The organism is Microbulbifer discodermiae (assembly GCF_040742695.1).
GTDB lineage: Bacteria > Pseudomonadota > Gammaproteobacteria > Pseudomonadales > Cellvibrionaceae > Microbulbifer.
Genome location: NZ_JBFLAB010000020.1, coordinates 41,978 through 56,925, shown reverse-complemented (window position 1 = coordinate 56,925; position 14,948 = coordinate 41,978). Strand labels below are relative to the sequence as shown.

15 protein-coding genes are annotated in these 14,948 nt (G+C 59.8%); 9 read left to right on the top strand and 6 right to left on the bottom strand.

The window, feature by feature from the left end:
- Nucleotides 1-3: 3 nt before the first annotated feature.
- The 6 genes from AB1S50_RS09365 to AB1S50_RS09340 form a co-directional block, all read right to left on the bottom strand.
- On the bottom strand, nucleotides 4-780 hold the full coding sequence (locus tag AB1S50_RS09365) for a TatD family hydrolase (protein ID WP_367150349.1): 777 nt from the start codon (nucleotides 778-780) through the stop codon (nucleotides 4-6).
- Nucleotides 781-787: 7 nt separating this feature from the next.
- A complete protein-coding gene (locus AB1S50_RS09360) occupies nucleotides 788-1,141 on the bottom strand; it encodes a PilZ domain-containing protein (protein ID WP_367150347.1) in 354 nt (117 codons plus the stop codon).
- A gap of 109 nt (nucleotides 1,142-1,250) precedes the next feature.
- Complete coding sequence (locus tag AB1S50_RS09355) at nucleotides 1,251-2,276, bottom strand: DNA polymerase III subunit delta' (protein WP_367150345.1); 1,026 nt, start codon at nucleotides 2,274-2,276, stop codon at nucleotides 1,251-1,253.
- Between the two features lie 147 nt (nucleotides 2,277-2,423).
- The gene (gene tmk, locus AB1S50_RS09350; protein WP_367150344.1) at nucleotides 2,424-3,053 is read right to left on the bottom strand and encodes a dTMP kinase; all 630 of its coding nucleotides are present in this window, start codon (nucleotides 3,051-3,053) and stop codon (nucleotides 2,424-2,426) included.
- Nucleotide 3,054: 1 nt separating this feature from the next.
- The gene (mltG, locus tag AB1S50_RS09345) at nucleotides 3,055-4,095 is read right to left on the bottom strand and encodes an endolytic transglycosylase MltG (protein WP_367150343.1); all 1,041 of its coding nucleotides are present in this window, start codon (nucleotides 4,093-4,095) and stop codon (nucleotides 3,055-3,057) included.
- Between the two features lie 13 nt (nucleotides 4,096-4,108).
- Nucleotides 4,109-4,882: an aminotransferase class IV gene (locus AB1S50_RS09340; RefSeq protein ID WP_367150342.1), complete on the bottom strand. Its 774-nt coding sequence runs from the start codon at nucleotides 4,880-4,882 to the stop codon at nucleotides 4,109-4,111.
- Between the two features lie 462 nt (nucleotides 4,883-5,344).
- Here AB1S50_RS09340 and AB1S50_RS09335 point away from each other — a divergent pair, with 462 nt between their 5' ends.
- From AB1S50_RS09335 to AB1S50_RS09295, 9 genes are all read left to right on the top strand, one after another.
- Nucleotides 5,345-6,049 (top strand): TVP38/TMEM64 family protein, encoded by a 705-nt coding sequence (locus AB1S50_RS09335; protein ID WP_367150341.1) that lies wholly within the window; start codon nucleotides 5,345-5,347, stop codon nucleotides 6,047-6,049.
- Nucleotides 6,049-8,292, top strand: a complete 2,244-nt coding sequence (locus AB1S50_RS09330; protein ID WP_367150340.1) for a hypothetical protein — start codon at nucleotides 6,049-6,051, stop codon at nucleotides 8,290-8,292. The genes AB1S50_RS09335 and AB1S50_RS09330 overlap by 1 nt, the downstream gene beginning before the upstream one ends.
- Nucleotides 8,289-9,572, top strand: coding sequence for a glycosyltransferase (locus tag AB1S50_RS09325; RefSeq protein WP_367150339.1), 1,284 nt, complete (start codon nucleotides 8,289-8,291; stop codon nucleotides 9,570-9,572). Before AB1S50_RS09330 ends, AB1S50_RS09325 begins: the two co-directional genes overlap by 4 nt.
- 1 nt (nucleotide 9,573) lies before the next feature.
- On the top strand, nucleotides 9,574-12,006 hold the full coding sequence (locus AB1S50_RS09320; RefSeq protein ID WP_367150338.1) for an endonuclease/exonuclease/phosphatase family protein: 2,433 nt from the start codon (nucleotides 9,574-9,576) through the stop codon (nucleotides 12,004-12,006).
- 97 nt (nucleotides 12,007-12,103) lie between these two features.
- On the top strand, nucleotides 12,104-12,784 hold the full coding sequence (locus tag AB1S50_RS09315; RefSeq protein ID WP_367150337.1) for a Bax inhibitor-1/YccA family protein: 681 nt from the start codon (nucleotides 12,104-12,106) through the stop codon (nucleotides 12,782-12,784).
- A 61-nt stretch (nucleotides 12,785-12,845) separates the two neighbouring features.
- Nucleotides 12,846-13,238, top strand: a complete 393-nt coding sequence (tusD, locus tag AB1S50_RS09310) for a sulfurtransferase complex subunit TusD (protein ID WP_367150336.1) — start codon at nucleotides 12,846-12,848, stop codon at nucleotides 13,236-13,238.
- A gap of 3 nt (nucleotides 13,239-13,241) precedes the next feature.
- The gene (tusC, locus tag AB1S50_RS09305) at nucleotides 13,242-13,604 is read left to right on the top strand and encodes a sulfurtransferase complex subunit TusC (protein WP_367150335.1); all 363 of its coding nucleotides are present in this window, start codon (nucleotides 13,242-13,244) and stop codon (nucleotides 13,602-13,604) included.
- A gap of 2 nt (nucleotides 13,605-13,606) precedes the next feature.
- Entirely contained in the window at nucleotides 13,607-13,882 is a 276-nt protein-coding gene (gene tusB / locus AB1S50_RS09300; protein WP_367150334.1) for a sulfurtransferase complex subunit TusB, read from the top strand.
- Between the two features lie 8 nt (nucleotides 13,883-13,890).
- Nucleotides 13,891-14,217, top strand: a complete 327-nt coding sequence (locus tag AB1S50_RS09295) for a TusE/DsrC/DsvC family sulfur relay protein (RefSeq protein WP_455363744.1) — start codon at nucleotides 13,891-13,893, stop codon at nucleotides 14,215-14,217.
- Nucleotides 14,218-14,948: the final 731 nt, after the last annotated feature.

The window sequence follows — 14,948 nt, the reverse complement described above, 5'->3', positions numbered from 1 at the left end:
GGCTCAAACGGCCCGGGGAAACAAGCGGAAAAAGTTTTCAGTGGTCGCTTCGGCCAGCCGCTCGAAGGGCAAGCCGCGCAGATCTGCGACAAATTCCGCCACCTCGCGTACATACGCGGGTATATTGGATTTGCCGCGATAGGGAACCGGTGCCAGGTATGGGGAATCGGTTTCCACCAGCAGTCGGTCCAGGGGAATCCTGCGGGCAACGTCGCGCAGTGCCGCCGCATTCTTGAAGGTCACTATGCCGGACAGGGAGATATAGTAATTGAGATCCAGCGCCGCTCTGGCCATCTCCCAGCTCTCTGTGAAGCAGTGCAGTACCCCGGCGTGCTCCGGATTTCCATGGGCCCGAATCAGGTCGATGGTTTCCTCGCGGGCATCGCGACTGTGCACTATCACCGGCAGCCCGGCCTGCCCGGCCGCCTGCAGGTGCGCGGTAAAGCTGCGCCGCTGAATTTCCTTGGTGTCAGTGCTGTAATAAAAATCCAGACCGGTTTCCCCCAGCGCGACGACACCGGGCTTGCGTGCCAGCGCCAGCAGGGTATCGACTTCCGCCAGCCCTGACTCCACATCCAGTGGATGCACACCGACGGAGCAGACCACGTCACTATAAGCGGCCGCCAGCTCCACTACCCGCTCGACATTGTCCAGGCTGATGCCCACACACAAAAACTTATGCACGCCACGATCGCGGGCCAACGCCAGTACGGCATCGAGGCCGCCATCGAATTGATCCAGCTTTAGCCGGTCCAGGTGACAGTGAGAATCAACAAGCATGGGGTATTTACAGCGTGTGAGTCGGTCGGTTCGATTCCAGCGATCCGGCCAGATAGGTCTCAATCTTGTTTTGCGCTACGTGGTCCTTATCGCTGAATTGGATCCCCACACCGGGAGTGCGGTTGCCCTGGGCACCGGTGGGGGTGACCCAGACTACCTTACCCGCCACCGGGACCTTCTCCGGCTCATCCATCAGGCTGAGCAGCAGGAATACGTCATCGCCAAGGTTGTAGGCCTTGTCCGTACTGATAAACAGGCCGCCGTTTTTGACATACGGCATATAGGCCGCATAGAGCACCGACTTGTCGCGAATCTTCAATGAAAGGATGCCGTTGCGGGCACCGCCTCCCATGGCCTTCATGATCGCCCCCTGTTGTTCCTGTACCGGGATAACTTATCCGAGCAGCCGGCGGCTGTCCAGATTCCACAGAATCCGCACCTCACCGGTGCAGTAGCTTCGTCGCAACCGGTCACTGGTAGAGCCTCCCCCATCGCACCAACAGTTCCTCCAGCAGCAAAACCCGATTGGGATTGGCTCCGCTCACCAGTGCCTGGCGCCCCTGGGACAGGTGATCGTAAAAGGTGAACAGAGCGCGCAGATCTCTCTGCCCCACCCTGGGCAGTCGCTGCAGCAATCCCATGATTTGCGGGTCCAGGGTCAGATCGCAACTGCGCGCACGCAGCATCTGCGTAACCCAATGCTGCCAGAACTGCAGCAACATAGTGAGTTCTATATCGCCGGATGGGGTTGCCCAACGCCCGGCTATCGCCACGGCGCTAGCGCCAGCGCGGCTGAGCGCTGACAGATCCTGTAGGAACTGATCACGGGCTTCGCGGAACTCCGGTTCCGCCAGCTGCAGCGCCAACAGCGGCGCACCACTCGCCAGCGCCAGTACCCGCCGCCCGATCTCGCCATCGAGACCGCCCGCCTTCAGCCAGCTCAACGCCGTATCCTCTGGTGGCGCCGCAAAGGGCAACAGTTGGCAACGGCTGCGAATCGTCGGTAACAGCCCTGCCGCTGCGTCGGTGATCAGCAAAAAGATCACCGCCGCTGCCGGCTCTTCCAGGTTCTTCAGCAAAGCGTTGGCCGCGCTGGCATTCATCGCCTCCGCAGGTGCCAGCCAGATCACCCGCGCGCCCTCTCTGCCGCTGGTCCTGGCAACAAATTCCCCCAACCGGCGAATCTGTTCCACCTTGATGGGACCACCGGACTTGTCCGGCTCGACCCGGAGAAAATCCGGGTGCGAACCCGCCTGCCACAGACGGCAGCCCCGACAGTCGCCACACGCCAGCCCATCGCGCGGCTGCTCGCACAGCACCAGCGCGACAAAAGCTTCTGCAAAACGCCGTTTACCGAGACCTGCCTGCCCGCTTAACAACAAGGCGTGCGGAAAGCGTTCCGCCCGCCACTGGGCGCCGAGCCGCTGCCAGGATTTCCCCTGCCAGGGCAGAGGTGACGGGGTCGCGGATGGCGTGTATTTGTTACTGTCCGGCACTGGATACCTATCCCGTCCTATTTAAGTCCACTCACCCGAAAACCGAGATCAAGCATTAAGTTAAATTTTTAACCTAATGATTTACATATAAATAATTGGGCACGTGTATCACAAAATTGTGCCCATAAATAATCCACCTCTGGCCACCTAAGCTTCCAGCAAGAGGCGTTCCAGTTCACACTGAAGCTGGTGTTGAATACTTTCGAGGGATGCACTGGCGTCGATGATCGTATAGCGCTCCGGTGCCGCCGCGGCCCTCGCCCGATAAGCCGCCCTTACCCGTTCGAAAAAGGCGATCTGTTCACTTTCGAAGCGGTCCGCAGCCCCTGTTCCCGCAGCCCGCTTCAAGCCCACCTGCGGGTCCAGATCCAGCAACAGCACCTTGTCCGGGCGCAGTTCCCCTTGCACCATCTGCTCCAATTGCCCGATCAACACGCCGTCCAGCCCCCGGCCACCGCCCTGGTAGGCATAAGTTGCATCGGTAAACCGATCGCAAATCACCCACTCACCCCTTGTCAGTGCGGGCTGGATAACCTCCGCCAGATGCTGGGCGCGGGCAGCGAATACCATCAGCAATTCTGCAGTGGGATCCACCTGCTCCTTCCGCCGGCTCAGCAGCAACTCTCTCAGTTGCTCTGCCAGAGGTGTGCCGCCGGGTTCCCGGGTCTGTACGAAACCGACCCCCCGCTGTTCCAGCCAGCGGGTGATAAACAGCAGATTGGTGGACTTGCCGACACCCTCTCCCCCTTCCAGGGTGATCAATTTCCCACGCTTCAAGTCAGTCCCCCTGTGCCGGGCTGGAGCGGTAGTCGCTGCGGCGCCTGAGCTGATAGGCGCGCACAGCGCGGTTGTGTTCGGCCAGTGTCGCCGAAAAATGGTGATACCCGTCACCCTTGGCGACGAAGTAAAGGCTGTTCCCATCCTCGGGGTTGAGCGCAGCCCGAATCGCCTCTCGCCCGGGCAGGGCTATCGGCGTGGGCGGCAGTCCCCGAATGACATAGGTATTGTAAGGTGTTGGCCGCTGCAAATCAGCGCGGCGCAGATTGCCATCGTAGGTCTCACCAAGGCCGTAGATTACCGTCGGATCTGTTTGCAGCCGCATACCTCTATTGAGCCGGCGCACGAACACGCCGGCAATGGCTTCGCGTTCGGATGGCTGACCCGTCTCTTTTTCCACCAGCGAAGCCATGATCAGGGCCTGGTACGGGGAGTCGTAGGGGAGCTCCGCAGCGCGGGCCTGCCACTCCTCCTCCAGCACCTGTTGCATCCGCTTGTGGGCCTGCCGAAGCAAATCCATATCCTTGGTCCCGGAGCGATAGATATAGGTATCGGGAAAAATCCAACCCTCGGGACTTTCCCCTGCGAGCCCCAGTGCCTGCGCCGCTGCCTCTGCGGTCTCGCCCTGTGCGGTCTTGACTATTTTCCGGCCAGAGCGGACCTGATTGAGCGCCTTCTGAAAGGTCCAGCCCTCAACCAGTGTAAGGCGGTAGCGGGTTACATCGCCGCGATTGAGACGGCCCACCAGATCCATGGCATTGGAACCCTGGGGGAGCAGGTATTCCCCCGCGTGAATGGCCGTTTCCCCACGCCAGCGCGCATAGAGCACTGCGAGGCGGGGCCACTGGATCACACCCTGCCGGCTCAGCCGGTTGAGGACACGGGACAGATTGTTCCCCTCCTCCACATCGATACGCAGCCCCTCCCCGGGAATGGCCAGCGGGCGCACCAGGCTGGCCTGCGCCGCCCACAGGGCAGCACCCGAAACCACTGCGGCCACCAGGACAGTGCCGATTACAAAGCGACGGATAGGCGCCTCCAATTTGCTTGTCTACTCACCACAACCCTTCCGCGACCAGCCGTTGCAGGTTTTGCGTTGCCTCACCGGGCCTCCAGCGGCGAAAACCCAACAGTTCCACCACCGGGACTATGCCGCGAACACTGTTACACACCGCCAGCTCTTTTGCTTGCAGTACAGAGTCCAGCGAGCAGGGCCGCTCCAGCAGCGGAATCCCGCTGTGGAGCCAGTCCCGCATCACTCCCCGCACACCTGCGCCGGTCAGATCCGGAGTCACCCAGTCGCTCCCCTGCCGCAGCAGAATATTACCATGCAGTGTTTCTATCACCTGGTCGCTGTCGTCCATCAGCAGGCCTTCGCAGGGGCCGCACTCCGACGGCAGCTCAGCGGCGGCGAGATTATATCGTTTCCGCGATAGCCTTTTGCAGCCGGGGTTCACGCCCCGGGAAGTGAGCAACCGGGTCTTGCACAGAAATAGAGTGGCGCCCTGTGCCGACAGGGGGCCGGAATCCAACTCCGAGACCGTCAGATCCCAGTAGCGGTCACCTCCCATCCTGCCGTATCGCAACCGGAGTTTCAGCACCCGGCCCTCCAGCTCGGCCACCGCCGTCCTGACCCCCTGTTCCAGGCTTTGTAACTGGTCCACCGGTAAAGCGCTGCAGCGCTGCAGCCGCGCGAGGTGCAATGGCCACAGCGGCAAGTTGCCACCCTGACAGCGCATGGTTTCCAGCAGCCCGTTGGAGATGCTGTGGTCCGGGGGCAATTCCGCTACCGCCGCGCCGTTCTGAAAGTAGAGGGGAAGTGGAGTCATAGGCACTGTGGGAACGCCGGACCTTTACTGAACCCTGTTTGTGTCGCGGTCAGCAGCATTCATGGGCATCGCATCGCCTGCCGTTTGAGGGCGGCCGAGTGTAGCAGGATGCCGGGATGCCTCCAAGGCCAGGGATATTACTCCAGTCATCGGGAAGAGTGAGGGGTGTGGGCATATATCCAAACTGTATACTTAAGTTTAAAAAATTACCATAACTAATTGATTTTATTAAATAAATTTAAGCTGATAATAAATTTACAAATCTCCCGCGAAACAAACTGGACCGCGGCTTTACCCCTGGTGGCCGGAGGGCCGGAATTCCCTCATTTACACAGCGATCCGGGTCCAGTTGCACTGCATCGGGCCAAAAGGCGGATGGCCGCAAACAGTTGGCTAGGCTGTAAAGTGGAAGGCCGCGAAGTGTTCCCGGTCTGCAGTATCGACTCGGGGCGTGGTAAAGGCGTGAAGAGTTCTCCGATATGGATTCCAGTGGTCTGCATCCTGGTGGTGACCCTGGCCCTCGGCCTGATTCTGTATTTCGATCTCGACGACCAACTCGTCACCCTGCTTCAGTGGCTCGACGGCCAGGGCTGGCACGCGAGCCTACTGTTCGTTCTGATCATGGCGGCGGCAATTGTCTGCCTGGCCCCGGGAGTGGTTTTCACCATGGGGGCCGGATTCGTATTCGGTGTGATAAAGGGCACCATCTTCGTCCTGGCCGGTACTGTACTCGGCGCCACCATCGCATTCCTGATCGCCCGCTACTGTATAGGGCCCCGCCCTTCGCGCTGGCTGCTATCTCACGTGAAACCGCCCAATTTGGGGGAAATCATGCGGGACGAAGGTTGGCGCTTGATTATGCTCACGCGACTGGTGCCGCTGTTTCCGTTCAAACTGTCCAATTACTTTTTCGGTCTCACGCCTGTGCGCCTGTGGGATTTCGTTCTGGGCAATTTGATCGGCATCATCCCGCTGACGGTACACAATGTTTATATAGGTTCTATCGCCTCCGACCTGGCCACAATGGGCAGCATGGACGCCGGGCGCACCCCGGTGCAATGGGCCTTCTATGTGCTGGGATTCATTCTGGCTATCGTCGGTGTGGTGGGACTGATGCGTTTTGCCCGCCGCGCTCTGGCGCAAAAAATTGATATCGAGGACCTCTGATGCCCTGGATGAAATGGTTGCCCTGGCGGTTCATGGTCGGCAAATTCGCCAGAGCACACGGCTTTCTCGACCCGCTTTCGGTGATGGCGCGCCTGCAACGGTTTTCGGAGCCCTCGGAAGTTGCCGAGCCCATAGAACTGCTGCGCGCAGGAGTGGTTTTCCACGCCCGCGCGCTGATGAACAGCAAGGTGATTCAGCACAATCTGGACTGGGTCTGGCCCTACTGGGTGGAACGCCAGTTTGACCCCACCGACAAGTCGTTTATTCCCCGTGCCTTTTCCATCACCCACTGCAATCTCAGCCACCGCAACTGGACCGCCGTGGGCCAGCCGGACTGCGAGGAAATGCCTATCGTCGACCCCCGCGGTCTGCTGATGCCCTATTACGACAGCTGGTCGATTGATGTATGGGTGGTGGATGACAGCGGCGACAGGCTGATACCGGCTAAGACGGACGACTGCTGCCAGAGACTGGAAATGGGAAGCAATATTGCCGTGGTCACCGAAACCGCCAGTGGTGGCAACCGCCTGCGCAACCGGGTTTTGGTAGAGGGCGGCATTAAAGATCGCCACTGTGTACTGGAGCTGACGGCTGAGTGCCGGCAAGGCGGCTGGCTGGTGGTGGCACTGCGGCCATACAACCCCGAGGGTGTCAGCTTTTTGCACAAGGTGCGACTGGACGAGCGCCGCCGCAGCTGGTTGATCGAGGAGAAGCAGGCGGTGGAGTTCGACCGCCCGGTGGAGCGGCATCTGGCATCCGATTATCGGCACGGCGATGTTTTCCTGCACCTGGAGGATACTGGAGGCCGGACCCACAGCGAATGTGAAGTGGGCATGGCTACCGCCGGCGCCATGTTTCGCGTTGAATCCGGCGACCCACTGGATATCAGCGTGCATATTCCACTGCACAGCGACAAACATACTTCCGGCCCCGCCCAGCGCTGGGCCGACTGCCTGCACAATCACTGCGCCCTGTCGGTACCAGACCCGCATTTGCAGTTTATCTATGATGCGGCCGTACGGACCCTGATACTGCATTCGCCCTGCGATGTTTACCCCGGCCCCTTCACTTACAAGCGGTTCTGGTTTCGCGATGCGGCCTTCATGATCCAGTCACTGCTTTATGCGGGACTTGTGGAGCGCGCCGAACGCGCTCTGGATCAATTTCCGAAACGGCAAAAGGGTGATGGTTTCTTCCACTCCCAGGACGGTGAGTGGGACTCCAACGGAGAGGCCCTGTGGATATTCGATATTTTCTGCCAACTGACCAATCGGCACCTCAAGTCCCGCTGGCGAGAACCGGTTTTGCGCGGGGCCCGCTGGATTGACTCTAAACGCAACCCCAGGGACGGCAGTCGCTGCGGCGGCTTGCTGCCGGCGGGCTTCAGCGCCGAGCACCTGGGCCCAAACGACTGCTACTATTGGGACGACTTCTGGGGACTGGGGGGACAATTGGCAGCCGCAGCCATCTGCGACCGCGAGGGACTCCAGCAAGAACGCGAGGCCTTTACCGCCCAGGCGATGGATTTTCGCCAGACCATCGACGCCAGCCTGGCTGCGGTGGCCGAACGGCTGGGACGGCCCGCGATGCCCGCTTCCCCGAATCGCCGGCTGGATTCCGGCGCCATTGGATCCATCGCCGCCGGCTACCCTCTACAGCTCTATCCCGCACAGGATCCCCGCCTGACAGACCTGGTGGAGTATTTACTGGACAACTGTTTTGTCGGCGGTGGTTTCTTCCAGGATATGATTCACTCCGGTATCAATGCCTACCTCACCCTGCATATCGCCCAGGTGATGCTGCGCGCCGGGGATAGCCGCTGCCTCCAGCTCATGCGCAATGTCGCGGCCCTGGCCTCACCCACAGGCCAGTGGCCGGAAGCCATCCACCCCCACTCCCTGGGCGGCTGTATGGGCGACGGCCAACACGCCTGGGCGGCGGCGGAGTGGATCGCCATGCAGCGCAACTGTTTTGTGCGCGAGGAGGGCGAATCCCTCATACTGGCTTCCGGTTTGCCGCCGGAATGGCTCACCGACGAATCGGCTCGGGCGCCAATCACCTTCGGCCCCGCCCTCACCCGCTTTGGCAAAATCTCGCTGGAAATCATCCCCGGCACCAGGCCCCAGGTCCGGTGGATAGCGGAGTGGTATCGCCGGGAGCCCCCCATCGAGGTGCGACCTATTGGTTTCGTCGCAGCCGTGGCGAGCGCGGACACCAGCCTGGTGGAGCTTACCGCCCTGTGAACATTGTGATGCTCACCAACACCTACCTGCCGCACGTGGGTGGGGTCGCCCGCTCGGTGGCTGCCTTCAGTGACGAATACCGGCGGCGGGGACACCGGGTGCTGGTTGTAGCGCCCACTTTTCCGTCTGAGATAAGGGGTGAGCGCGACGTTGTGCGCATTCACGCCCTGCAGAATTTCAATGGCAGTGATTTTTCCGTAGCTCTCCCTTTCAGCGGCGACTTGCGGGAAAAGCTGGAGGATTTTCAACCGGATATCGTCCATTCCCATCACCCTTTCCTGCTGGGCATGACCGCGCTGCGTATCGCGCGCGAGCGGGAACTGCCACTGGTTTTTACCCACCACACCCTCTATGAGCGCTACACCCACTATGTCCCGGCAGATTCACAGGTCTTGAAGCGATTTGTAATCGAACTTGCCACCCGCTACGCCAATCTGGCCAGCCTGGTGTTTGCCCCCAGTCAGAGTGTGGCCGCGCTACTGAAGTCACGGGGAGTCGCCACACCGATAGCTGAGGTTCCGACCGGAGTATCTGAGCTCCAGTTCACCCCCGGAGACGGTCTCTCCGCGCGCACCCGCATGGCAATACCCGCCGGGGCCTTTGTGCTGGGCCATCTGGGCCGGCTGGCGCCGGAAAAGAACCTCGACTTTCTCGCTGGCGTGGTGGCCAGCTTTTTGCGAACCCATAGCGACGTTCACTTCCTGCTGGTGGGCAGCGGCCCCAGCGCCGCAGGTGTTAAGGCCCTGTTTGCCAGTCGCGGGCTCATCGACCGCCTGCACATGCCCGGAACCCTGCAGGGGGTGGAACAGCGGGATGCCTACGCCGCCATGGATGCGTTCGTCTTTTCCTCTACCAGCGAAACCCAGGGTATGGTGCTCACGGAAGCCATGGCCGCTGGCACGCCGGTTATTGCAGTGGATGCCAGCGGCAGCCGCGAAGTGGTACGAGACAGAGTAAACGGTCGCCTGGTAACACCTGGCAGCGCCGCAGAGTTCACGCAAGCGCTGGAATGGCTATACCAGCTCGACGGCGCCGAACAGCAGGCATTAAAAAAGGCAGCCCTGCAGACCGCACAGCATTTTTCCATGCACACCTGTGCCGATCTGGCATTGAAACTCTATCAGCCGCTACTAAAACACGACTGGCGCCTGGACGACTCCCTGTATGCCCAGTGGCTGCGCATGCGCCATTTGGTTGCGGCACAATGGGAAATCATCGAAGGCGTCACCAGTGCCGCCGGTGCCGCCCTGGGTGGCGAACAACCCCGGCACCCGGATTGATATGTTATCCCGAATTGAGTCCCGTCTGCGCCGCTGGCGCCGTCACTTCAGCCGCAGCGAGTGGATGGCGAAGTTGCTCAAGCTCTCGCGCAGCGACAGCCACCCCAACGACCACGGTCTGATTCTGATCCAGATCGACGGCCTCGCCTATCCTCAGCTGCAAAAGGCGCTCGCAAACCGGAAGATGCGCTTTTTGCGCCGCCTGATTCGCAAGGAACACTACCACCTGCAGCATCTTTTCCCCGGGGTTCCATCCACCACCCCCGCGGTACAGGCAGAGCTTTTCTACGGCGTCCGCGCAATCGTACCCGCATTTGGCTTTATGATGCGCGACACCCAGGAACTGGTCAGGATGTACGACCCCAAAACAGCCACACGGGTCGAGGAAAAACTCAAAGCCTGCCACACCGAGCCCCTGCTGCGTGGCGGCAGCTGTTACCTGAGCCTGTTTCGCGCCGGTACCGAGGATGGCGAGGCCCACTTTTGCCCCGCCTCCCAGGGCTGGGGCCCCGCCCTGCGGGACGCCGGCCCAATAACCGTACTACTGGTGTTGCTCAGCAATCTCTGGGGCTTTGTCCGCACCGGCACCCTGCTTCTGATCGAATCGGTGCTGGCGCTGGTAGACTCAGTGCGCGGCATCATTGCCGGCCAGGACCTTTGGCGGGAACTGATGTTCGTGCCCACCCGGGTCGCAGTGACCATTCTGATGCGGGAACTGTGCACCTTTGGGGTCAAGATAGACATAGCCCGTGGCTTGCCTATCGTATACGTCAATTTTCTCGGCTACGACGAACAATCCCACCGGCGCGGGCCCGGATCAGCCTTTGCACACTGGACCCTCAAAGGCATCGACAATGCCATCTCCAGAGTCTGGCGGGCCGCGCACCGCTCCCAGCGGCGGCACTATGATGTGTGGATTTTCTCCGACCATGGCCAGGAATATGCGCAACCCTACCAGGAGCGCTACGGGCGCTCGCTGGCCGACGCGCTGGCTGAAGTTCTGGCTGAACTGCCCGCGAAAGCCCAGGGCTTCCGCAGCAGTGGCCACCAGGGTGTGCAGTTACAGCGCGCGCGCCTGTTCGGCAGTGAGTGGATCGAAAAAATGATCCCCTCAGACCAGGGCGAAACAGTACACAGTGAATCCCCCCTGGCGCTGGCCGCCCTGGGCCCTGTGGCCATGTTGTACAACGTACGCCTAAATGGCTGCTCCCGCGCCGACATAGCGCGCGCGGTGGTGGAGAAAGCCGGAGTTCCGCTGGTGCTCTACAAAAACGGGGAGGGACCGGACGCACCCGTGGCCGGCTGGCACCTGAGTGGCGCAGTGCAACTGCCTCAGGATGGCCCCCGCCTGCTCGGTGACGACCATCCCTTCAGGGACGAGACCGCCGCGGACCTGGCCCAGTTGTGCCGGCACCCGGATGCGGGGGATTTCCTCATGTTCGGTTGGTGTGCCGGCCAGGAACCCATGACCTTCGCGGTGGAAAACGGCTCCCATGGAGGCCCGGGCCCCAACGAAACCAATGGCTTCACGCTGCTGCCCGCCGACATTCACACGCCGGCCAAGGGTTTTTGGCGGGCTGAGGATCTGCGCCGCGCCGCACACCAGTTCCTGCAGGATTCAAGGCTTGCTCTGCCCTCCCCCAGGTCGGTGGGCGCCAGAACCCTGCGTATCATGACGTACAATGTCCACAGCTGCCTGGGCATGGATGGAAAATATGCACCCGGACGCATTGCGCGCATTATCGCCCGCTACCAGCCGGACGTAGTTGCGCTGCAGGAACTGGACGTCAGCCGAGCCCGCAGCGGGGGCGTAGACCAGGCGCAGCAGATAGCGCACTACCTGGAAATGGAGTTTCAGTTCCACCCGGCCATCCACTTGGAGGAGGAGCGCTACGGCGACGCCATACTGTCTCACCTGCCCATGCGCCTGATCAAAAAAGGGACACTGCCGGGTCCACCGGGACTGGGCAGCCCCGGCCTTCTACCGGGACTGAACGAACCCCGCGGTGCAGTCTGGGTCGAAATCACCCACAACGGCGAAAAGATACACCTCATCAACACTCACCTGGGCCTCAGCAAATCGGAGCGCCTGCGCCAGATAGAGGCTTTGCTGGGCCCCCGGTGGCTCGCCAACCCCCGCTGTAAGGACCCCAAGGTCTTGATGGGCGATTTCAACACCCTGCCGAACTCGGTCGAATACAACCGGCTGGCCAGGAGCCTGCACGACGCCCAGCTGCATGCCCCGGGACACAGGGCGCTCGGCACCTTCCCCAGTCGCATGATTCAGGTCCGCATTGACTATGTGTTCGTCGAGCGCCACATCCGGGTCACCAAAATACAGGTGCCGCGCACCGAGCTGACCCGCCTGGCCTCGGACCACCTGCCTCTGATTGTCGACATAGAACTGCCGTTAACCAGCCACAACCCCTGCTGAAGTCTGGCCCGCTCAGCCCCAGAACCACACTTCGACTTGATGGTCCAATCCAGTATCGATATGATTCATCTCAATCGTTCACTAGCAGGAGTCGCTAATGCAACCAAGAGTCTATTCACAGTCCGCCGTAGTGGATCGTCAGGAAACGGCCAAAGTACTACGCAACACCTATACCCTTCTGGCCATGACAGTGCTCTTCAGCGCCTTTACCGCCGGTATCGCAATGGCTCTGGACATGGGCCGGGGACTGGGCCTGCTGTGTTCCATCGCCGCCATAGTACTGGTCTGGTTTGTGCTGCCGCGCACCGCCAACTCGTCTGCCGGCGTGGGCGTCGTATTTGCATTCACCGGTCTGTTGGGCGCCTCCCTGGGCCCCTTGCTCAACCACTACCTGGGTCTCGCCAGTGGTGGACAGGTGGTCATGCAGGCACTGGGCACCACCGCGCTGGTTTTCTTCGCCCTGTCCGCCTATGTGCTGACCACACGCAAAGACTTCAGCTTTATGGGTGGCTTCCTGTTTGTGGGCCTGATCGCGGTGCTGGTATCCGCCCTGGGCCTGATGATCGCGAGCTTTTTCGGCGTCTACCTGCCGATGGCGCAGGTGGTGTTGAGCGGTGTGATCGCACTGCTGTTTTCCGGGTTTATCCTGTATGACACCAGCCGCATCATCAACGGTGGAGAAACCAACTACCTGATGGCCACCACCGCCCTGTATCTGGATATACTCAACCTGTTCACTGCCCTGCTGCATCTGTTCGGCTTCGCCTCCGACGACTGATCCCGTAGCGGTGAACCCATTGGTGCCCCGCCCTTGCGGGGCACTTTGCGTTTAGCCTTCTATGAAATTCTCGCTCGCAGTTTACGCCGCCCCCCACTCGTCCGAGTCCGCATTGACGGCACTGCGCTTTGCCCGCGCCCTGCTGGCCGCCGGGCACCAGATCTACCGTGTATTCTTTTACTGCGACGGCGTGCACAACGGCAGCGGCCTAAGCGCACCGCCCCAGGACGAGCCGGATCTGCTGAGCCAGTGGCAGGCCCTGCAACAGGAGCACCAACTCGACCTGACGATCTGCATCGCCGCCGCCCAGCGGCGGGGTCTGCTCAGTCAAGCGGAGGCCAGACGGCTGGAGAAACCCGCAGCCAACCTCGCCCCAGGCTTCGACCTGGCCGGCCTGGGACAGCTGGCTGACGCCGTCGCCCGGTCGGACCGCCTGATCACCTTCGGAGGCTGAACCATGACAAAAAGATTGCTGGCCCTATGCCGCCAGGCCCCTTATGGCAATGCACTGGCACGCGAGGGACTAGAGGCGGTACTGGCGGCAGCGGCAATGGAGCAGGCCCCGGACCTGCTGTTTAGTGGTGACGGCGTCTTTCAGCTGCTGCCACAGCAGTCCCCCCAGGCGATCGGACAGAAAAGCCTGCAGCGCAACCTGCAGGCGCTGCCGATGTTTGGTATAGAAAGGGTATACGTGTGCAATAAAAGCCTGGCAAAACGCCACCTCTCCATAGAGCAACTGGCCCGGGAACAATTCGAAATAGTGCCCGTCGCCGACAGCGGTGCTTTTATCAGGAATTACGACTCAGTAATGAATTTCTAACCATGACCCTGCACATTGTCAGTAAATCGCCCTTTGCCAGCAACGCGCTCAGGGACTGCCTCTCCGCATTTGCCGATGGTGACACCCTTCTATTGATCGAAGATGGCGTCTATGCGCTGCAGGGCAACCAATTGGAAGCTGTTGGGCCCGCCTATTGCCTGGAAGCCGACGCCCAGGCAAGAGGCGTCTCTGTTCCCCCCGGCGTTCAGGCCCTGGATGAATCTGGCTGGGTGGATCTCTGTACCCGCCACAACCCCATTGTCAGCTGGTTCCAGTGATGGAAACGATGCGAGTCAACGGCAAAGCCGTCACCCTGGACAGGGATGGGTACCTTCGCCACCTGTCCGACTGGAATCCGGCAGTGGCGCAGGCACTGGCCAAACGGGAGGGAATAGAACTTACCGAGGCCCACTGGCAGCTTATCGAATTATTGCGGCAATTCTACCGGGAATTCGAATTGGCACCTGCCATGCGCCCACTGGTTAAGTATGTAGGCCGGCACCTGGGAGCCGACAAGGGCCGTAGTATTTATCTGATGCAACTTTTTCCACCAAGCCCCGCCAGGATTGGTAGCAAAATCGCCGGATTACCGAAACCCACCAACTGCCTCTAGCAGCCATCAATCCAGCAGCAGCTGTCGCCAGGTTTCATTCAGGGAATTTGCTGATAATCCAATGGACCCGGAATTTCCGCATGGTGGAGTTTGCAGTTGAACGAAATCGAACCAATTATTGAATAAGTGTTCATTGAAACTCAAAAACTGCCAGTATCCATAATATTTACAACCACCCAAACTTTTCTGGCCATGCGCGGCCTCAGCAGCCACAAAAAAATCAAATGGAAAAACAACTATTGTTATAAATGATGCAACCAAATGAGTGACCGGCTAACAACAAGCTTCCGGGTTAGCCCTCGATTCAGAAAGAGTGAGGCCCTTTCGATACTCCTGCCTCCTGAGGAAATCAAGCTATATTCAAGAAGGGATAGCGCTGTCAAAATATTTCAAGCGGAGCTTGGGCTTAACAAATAATCTATAAATCCCTGCAAAAAATACATACGCATTTAGCAGATTTTTATTGAGTAATAACTCCCGACAACCCCCTATTCCCACAATCAATTTTTCCTACACCTCAAAAGAAATATCAAAAAGAATAATAAAGTGCCATTTTTGGAATAAAAATTTTCTCAGTTCTGGTACACCTGTATAGAAAAAAGAAAACTAATGTGATAATTTCGAGTTGATGCTCTGAAGGTCTAGCACAAAGAAAATAATAGTACACCGCAGTTGGCACGCTGTGGAAAAAGGACCAGCCTTACACCGGCAATCATTATTCTTTTGGAGTT

Excerpts from the sequence above, each read along its gene's own strand:
- AB1S50_RS09365 (WP_367150349.1), bottom strand. The coding sequence starts at position 780 with ATGCTTGTTGATTCTCACTGTCACCTGGACCGGCTAAAGCTGGATCAA.
- AB1S50_RS09360 (WP_367150347.1), bottom strand. The coding sequence starts at position 1,141 with ATGAAGGCCATGGGAGGCGGTGCCCGCAACGGCATCCTTTCATTGAAG.
- AB1S50_RS09340 (WP_367150342.1), bottom strand. The coding sequence starts at position 4,882 with ATGACTCCACTTCCCCTCTACTTTCAGAACGGCGCGGCGGTAGCGGAA.
- AB1S50_RS09330 (WP_367150340.1), top strand. The coding sequence starts at position 6,049 with ATGCCCTGGATGAAATGGTTGCCCTGGCGGTTCATGGTCGGCAAATTC.
- AB1S50_RS09320 (WP_367150338.1), top strand. The coding sequence starts at position 9,574 with ATGTTATCCCGAATTGAGTCCCGTCTGCGCCGCTGGCGCCGTCACTTC.
- AB1S50_RS09315 (WP_367150337.1), top strand. The coding sequence starts at position 12,104 with ATGCAACCAAGAGTCTATTCACAGTCCGCCGTAGTGGATCGTCAGGAA.
- tusD (WP_367150336.1), top strand. The coding sequence starts at position 12,846 with ATGAAATTCTCGCTCGCAGTTTACGCCGCCCCCCACTCGTCCGAGTCC.
- tusC (WP_367150335.1), top strand. The coding sequence starts at position 13,242 with ATGACAAAAAGATTGCTGGCCCTATGCCGCCAGGCCCCTTATGGCAAT.
- tusB (WP_367150334.1), top strand. The coding sequence starts at position 13,607 with ATGACCCTGCACATTGTCAGTAAATCGCCCTTTGCCAGCAACGCGCTC.
- AB1S50_RS09295 (WP_455363744.1), top strand. The coding sequence starts at position 13,891 with ATGCGAGTCAACGGCAAAGCCGTCACCCTGGACAGGGATGGGTACCTT.